Here is a 5,908-nt window from a genome sequence, read left to right as displayed (position 1 = left end):
TGGGGGACAGGAGTTGCCGAGCATCTTCCAAACTCCTTCTATCGGGAGTTCTTTTCGGGACATGCCGCCACGGCCACCGATCTCTGTGCGCAAACTCTGATGCTGGCGTTTCTCGATGACCCCGATATCGAACCGAACGATTCGTGTATCGACACGCTCGCCCCCCCCGAGTTCCTTGACCCGGCTTTGGCGACGGGTCCGAGCGGATATGTCGAGGTGTCCATCGATGGCTTGGCCGGGGTTACCACCGTCCGACCCGAGGGCTGGGAAGAGGTCAACGACGGCGTCTGGACGAGAGGCGAGACCGACCTGGATACGACGGTTCTATTCGTGGTGGGCTTTCCGTCCGTTGACAAGGACCTGCTGGTCGGCGCGCTCGGCCCCCAGTTTGGCCTTGATGGCGACAGCAGCACTGGTTACTCGGCCAACGGGATCGATTGGTCAATTCTCGACGGAAGTTTTAGCGGAGCGCCAGTGAAGGCGGGCTTCGGGAACACCGACGCCGGGGCGATTGCCATCATCGTCGTGTACGACCCGGCCGAGGCTGCCCTCTGGGAATCGACCATCTTCGAGGTGCTCGACCGTACGACCGGCTAACGCCGGCTCTGACCGATGGAACCTGTTTCGGGTGCGTCGGCAAACTGAACGGCACAGACGGCCCGGCGGTCGCCTTCTTGCCACGATGACTTCGATGGGTACAGCACGCCAAGGTTCAAGTCTGATGAGTCGGGCTCGATACCGACAAACTCCGCGAACTGGCCGATGCAGGCCGTGTTCGCCCAACCTTCCAAAACGTCTGTTCCCGGATAGTCTTCGGCGCCTTCCCAGTCGGCCCCGCCAACCACTTCGCCATCGTGAGGGTTTGAGCAGGCGGTCTCGGAGAAAATCCCTGGACCATCGATGATGAAGCACGTCCCGGCGGTAAAAGCGTTGATCTCAGGCAAGTTTGAGAAGTCTCCGAAGATGCGGGGAAAGATTCCGATCCCGATGACGGCCAGAAAGATCAGGAGAGCGATCCCGCCGGCTATCTCCTTGATCGGGCTTTTACCCTTTTTTGGAAGAAGCTCGGAACCAACCGGTCTTCCGGTAACCGGCCCGCGACCGGTGATGGTGGGCGGGGTAGCCGGTGAGTCGGAGCGGGGACCTGCGAACGGGTCGGTCGCGAAGGGGTCCGCGGCGAGGGGAGCGACCGTTGCGCCGCAGCGAGGGCAGGTCGCGGCTGTCGTTGCTGTTCCGCAGGTACCGCAGTTCGTGGCCATCTCCAGGATCTGTTCGGACGACGGTAGTCAGGAACCGGTCGCTGGACGTGCAACCAGGATCGGGATCTCGAGTTCGCCTGGCTCAAGCCCGCCATGCATGCCGATCAGGCGTCGGTCCATATAACTGGCGAGGAGTAGGTAACCGGCGTCTGGAAGCAAAACGCCATCTGGCAATCGCTCTTCGAGAGCGGGATGCGGAGCACCCGGACCCAGCCATTTTCGTAATTCGGATTTCGGAACCCACCGGGCCGGAAACCCCGCCAGACCTGGTGGTACTTCGGCCGAATCACTCCCGTCCCCCGATACGTAAATCGCCCGCGGTTCTCCGAAGATCGTAAGGTCGGTGGCCGGCAAGTCCAGTTTGTGGTCTTCGGCGTAGTCGAGGTGGCCGTGATCAGCCGTACCCACCATCACGGCATGGTCGGTAAGACGGTTGGCGATCGTCTGCCAAATCGTATTGGCAGTCCGCATCGCCGTGGCATAGCCGTCTGATCGCTGTCCCCCAACGTGAGCGGCGACATCGACATGGGGCACATAGGTGAATATCAACCGGCCCGGTTCGGCGGCCAATTGAGCCGTGGCGTCGATGATGTCGTTCTCGGTCCATACGCTTTCGAACCGGGCGCCCCGGTACAGGGCGCGGGTCAGGGGAGTGCCTTGAAAATTGCCAGGTTGGACGCAGATCGGTTCTACTCCCGCCAGTTGAAGCCGTTCCCACAGGTTCGGCGTCGGCAACAGGTCGGTGGTGTCTGCTTCGATGGGCGGCCCTCCCGGCTTCGCCCATTTCAACATGTTGACAACGCCATGTTCGGGAAAGTTCATGAGGTAGCCGATGATTCCGTGTTGGGTGGGCATCATGCCGGTCGCGATGGTCGACAGGCTTACCGTGGTCGTCGATGGGAACATCGCATCAATGGTGGCCACGTTGGCGGCGGCTAGATCTGAGGCATTGCGGTGGTCAAGTTGATGGACGCCCAGGCCGTCGAACAGGGTGAGCACATAGGTTTCTCCTGCCGGGATCAGATCGGCCAGGTCCGCATCGAGTCGAGGAGCCTGGCAGCTGCCGGTCAGTCGGTGTTCGAGTTCGGCAATCAGATTGACCAACGATCGGCCGTTGACCCGGGGTGGACGCATAGACGCGAGCTTACCGGCTGGTGGTCGCCGGCCCGTCGAGCACTTCTCGCACTGCTGCCTCGATACAAGCCGCAGGATCGTTCCACGCGGCGTCACCATATCGGTCTACGAGCGAAATGACATCCGGTCCAGCCTCTGAAGTGGTTCCGGCAACGACAATCGTCCGAACCCCGGCGTTTGCGGCAAGGCCGAGTACCCCACCGACGGCTTTTCCCTGTCGGGACGTCTCGTCGAAGCGCCCTTCGCCGGTGAAGATCAGATCGACCTCCGTAATTCTCCTGGCCAGGTCCAGGTGTTCGGCGACCATCGAAAACCCCGGTTTCAGGTCGGCTCCGAGACTGGCCAGTCCACCGGCCAGTCCACCACCGGCACCCGAACCGGCGATCTCGTCGACGTCGAAACGATCGAGCCACCCGGTTCGCATCGAGCGGAGTCGTTCGGTCAGTATGTCGACCTGGGCCGGGGAGGCACCTTTTTGTGTCCCGAAGATGCTTGCGGCATCCGTGAAGACCGTTGAGACGTCACACAGAACTGTGACCGGTATCGGGAGTCGACCGTCTTCAAGCAGGGGAGTAACAGCTCCGATGGCGCCGGCACCACCGTCGGTGGTTGCCGACCCGCCGACGCCAACCAGGATTCGGCCGGCGCCGAGCCGGATGGCCTCGGCGATCAACTGGCCGGTTCCATAGGTGGTGGCCTCGACAGGGTGGTGGCGATCGTTGCTCACTACCAGGCCGGAGGCCGCGGCCATTTCGATATAGGCAGTGTCGCTGTCAAGTAGCCAAATAGCGTCGAGATCCTGTCCATGGGGTCCGACGACCCGCGAGACACGATTTGGCCGACCGAACGCTTCAATGGTCCCGTCTCCGCCGTCACCGACCGGGCATGCGTCGCACCAATGATCGCCCGCTGCACGGCAGACGGATTGCGCCGCATCCATGGCCGAGAGGGTGCCTTTGAACTTGTCCATCGCAGCAAGGATTCGCAAAGGATCATCCTGAATGTCGGAGAGGTTTGGCCGTCTCTTTCAGCACCCTATACTTGCGCCCGACTTCGTGTATTCGACGCGGCGTGAGTCCGCCGTTAGAGGATGGGGCAAGTGGAGTACTTTGAGCAGTACATAACGGTCGGCGCCTTTGCCGGCTTCGGCGCTGCTCTTGTGGCGGCGACGCTGGTGATCACCTGGCTGATCCGCCCGAAGAACCCGACGCCGACCAAGCTCCTTACCTACGAATGTGGTGTCGATCCTGTCGGATCTGGCTGGAGCCAGTCCTATGTTCGGTACTACGCCTACGGCCTCCTGTTCGTCATCTTCGACGTCGAGGCCGTGTTCATCTTCCCGTGGGCCATCCGTCTCGAGCAGCTCGGAACGTTTGGTCTCGTGGAAATGCTCATTTTCATATGGATTCTCGTTCTGGGCCTTGTGTACGCCATCCGAAAAGGGGTGCTCCGATGGGAGTAGTCGAGAGGTTCGGCATTCCAAAGCCGATCAGTTCGTTATTGAACTGGTCCCGCAAGTATTCCTTGTGGATGTTCCAGTTCGGGCTCGCCTGCTGTGCGGTCGAGATGATTGCCGCCGCAGGACCCCGTTACGACATGATGCGATTTGGCATCATTCCGTTTCCCGCCTCACCGCGTCAAGCCGACCTGATGATCGTGGCAGGAACCGTTACCGACAAGATGGCCCCGTCGGTTCGTCGGCTTTACGATCAGATGCCCGACCCAAAATACGTCATCTCGATGGGCTCGTGCGCCAACTGTGGTGGCCCTTACTGGGATTCCTACTCGGTTACCAAGGGTGTCGATCAGATTATTCCCGTTGACGTGTACATCCCGGGCTGCCCGCCTCGCCCGGAGGCACTGATGGACGGAATCGTCCTACTCCAGAAAAAGATCCAGGCCGAGGATATGCGCGAGAAGTGGATGGAACGTGACCACCAGCCCGTCTGATCTACCGGCACCCGATGAAGCTTCTGTTGAGCTGGACGCCTATGCGGCGGCCGTTGCAGATGCCGTTGGAGCGCTCAGTTGGTCGACGAATTTTGCGACTGTGAAGGTGGTGGTTGCCCCTGATGCGTGGGTGAACAGCCTCCGAACGGCCAAAACCGACCTCGGGCTGATCTTCTTCTCGTTTCTTTCGGCTATCCACTGGACCAATGACGTCGAAGTTGGCGATCCCCCCGCCGAAACCGTCAATGAACGACTCGAGGTCCTTGCCGCAGTTGGAGACCTCACCGACGGACGACTCGTGCACTTTTCAACGGCCCTCCTGGTCGACGGCGCGGCGCTGGCGACCCTTACCACCGTCTATGCCGGAGCCAACTGGCATGAACGTGAAGCAGCCGAAATGTTCAACATCGACTTTGTGGGTCATCCGCAGCTCGAAAAGCTGTACCTGCCGAGCGAGTTCGAAGGCCACCCACTTCGCAAGTCCTTCCCGCTCCTGAGCCGCGAGGTGAAACCATGGCCGGGGATGGTTGATGTCGAAGGCATGCCGGATTCGACCGAACCTTCCGAAGATTCCGACAGCTCAGACGCCGAAACCTTGCCGTCCGGAGTCAGCACAGAAAACCCTGGCCGATGACCCTCGAACAAGACGCACTCAAGCATTTCTCAGAAGTCAGCGTGGCGCTCGAGCTCCAGACGCCGGATATGACCCTGAACATCGGCCCCCAGCACCCATCGACCCACGGTGTGCTACGGATTGTCGCCCAGGTCGATGGCGAACGGGTAACCGACGTGAAACCGGTCATCGGGTACATGCACCGGGGGTACGAAAAGATCGCAGAAGTGCGTACCTACCCTCAAATCACGGCACTCGTGAACCGAATTGACTGGGTGTCCGGGTTTGCCAACGAGATCCCGTTCATGGCCGCCACCGAGAAACTGATGGACATCGAAGTTCCGGAACGAGCCCGGTACATTCGGATGATTCTCACCGAGATGGCCCGTATTTCCAGCCACCTGATGTTCATGGCTTCGTACCCGCTCGAACTCGGCGCCACCACCCCGCTCATGTTTGCCTTACGTGAACGCGAGAGAATCCTCGACTTGATCGAGTCTGTCACTGGCGGTCGCTTCCACCCCAACTTCAACCGCATCGGTGGCGTAAAGCCGAACGCCGGAGCAGGACCGAGCCAGAAAAAGACGGTGCAGGACCTGCCAAAGGGATTCCTGCAAGCGACCCGTGATGCCATGGATGAGCTGCTGTCCACCTGTGATCAGTTCGATGAACTTGTTACGGGCAACGAGATTTTCCTCGCCCGCTGTAAGGGCGTTGGCATCATGTCAGCGGCACTCGCTGCAGACTTCGGGGTTTCCGGTCCCAACCTACGTGCTTCGGGTGTCGCTTTCGATCTCCGAACCCACACCGACTATCTGCCATACGATCAGGTCAACTTCGAGGTGGTCACCGGCACGGTTGGCGACTCGTTCGATCGCTGGCAAGTCCGTTTGGAAGAGATCCGTCAGGCGGCCCACATCGTGCAGCAAGCCGTGGATCAGATTCCTTCGGG

Annotated in this window: 8 protein-coding genes; 5 read left to right on the top strand and 3 right to left on the bottom strand. The window is 60.4% G+C overall.

Annotation, left to right across the window (positions count from 1 at the left end):
• The coding region (locus JJE47_01380) for a hypothetical protein (protein ID MBK5266063.1) at window positions 1-597 on the top strand (597 nt) is incomplete at its 5' end.
• On the opposite strand, the gene JJE47_01375 is transcribed toward JJE47_01380, so the two are convergent.
• From JJE47_01375 to JJE47_01365, 3 genes are read right to left on the bottom strand one after another with little or no spacing between them, the layout of a single operon-like run.
• A complete protein-coding gene (locus JJE47_01375) occupies window positions 594-1,259 on the bottom strand; it encodes a septum formation family protein (GenBank protein ID MBK5266062.1) in 666 nt (221 codons plus the stop codon). The genes JJE47_01380 and JJE47_01375 overlap by 4 nt on opposite strands.
• A gap of 27 nt (window positions 1,260-1,286) precedes the next feature.
• Complete coding sequence (locus JJE47_01370) at window positions 1,287-2,393, bottom strand: alkaline phosphatase family protein (GenBank protein ID MBK5266061.1); 1,107 nt, start codon at window positions 2,391-2,393, stop codon at window positions 1,287-1,289.
• A 10-nt stretch (window positions 2,394-2,403) separates the two neighbouring features.
• A complete protein-coding gene (locus JJE47_01365) occupies window positions 2,404-3,363 on the bottom strand; it encodes a glycerate kinase (GenBank protein MBK5266060.1) in 960 nt (319 codons plus the stop codon).
• A gap of 120 nt (window positions 3,364-3,483) precedes the next feature.
• On the opposite strand from JJE47_01365, the gene JJE47_01360 reads away from it, so the two are divergent.
• The 4 genes from JJE47_01360 to JJE47_01345 form a co-directional block, all read left to right on the top strand.
• On the top strand, window positions 3,484-3,855 hold the full coding sequence (locus tag JJE47_01360) for an NADH-quinone oxidoreductase subunit A (protein MBK5266059.1): 372 nt from the start codon (window positions 3,484-3,486) through the stop codon (window positions 3,853-3,855).
• Window positions 3,846-4,343 carry an NADH-quinone oxidoreductase subunit B gene (locus tag JJE47_01355; GenBank protein ID MBK5266058.1) on the top strand — a complete coding sequence of 166 codons (498 nt, stop codon included), beginning with the start codon at window positions 3,846-3,848 and terminating at the stop codon, window positions 4,341-4,343. The genes JJE47_01360 and JJE47_01355 overlap by 10 nt, the downstream gene beginning before the upstream one ends.
• Window positions 4,324-4,977: an NADH-quinone oxidoreductase subunit C gene (locus tag JJE47_01350; GenBank protein ID MBK5266057.1), complete on the top strand. Its 654-nt coding sequence runs from the start codon at window positions 4,324-4,326 to the stop codon at window positions 4,975-4,977. The genes JJE47_01355 and JJE47_01350 overlap by 20 nt, the downstream gene beginning before the upstream one ends.
• Window positions 4,974-5,908: NADH-quinone oxidoreductase subunit D (locus tag JJE47_01345; GenBank protein ID MBK5266056.1), on the top strand; the 935-nt coding region annotated here is incomplete at its 3' end. The genes JJE47_01350 and JJE47_01345, both read left to right, overlap by 4 nt.

The organism is Acidimicrobiia bacterium, assembly GCA_016650365.1.
Taxonomy (GTDB): domain Bacteria; phylum Actinomycetota; class Acidimicrobiia; order Spongiisociales; family JAENVV01; genus JAENVV01.
This window is presented reverse-complemented; position numbering and strand designations above follow the sequence as displayed.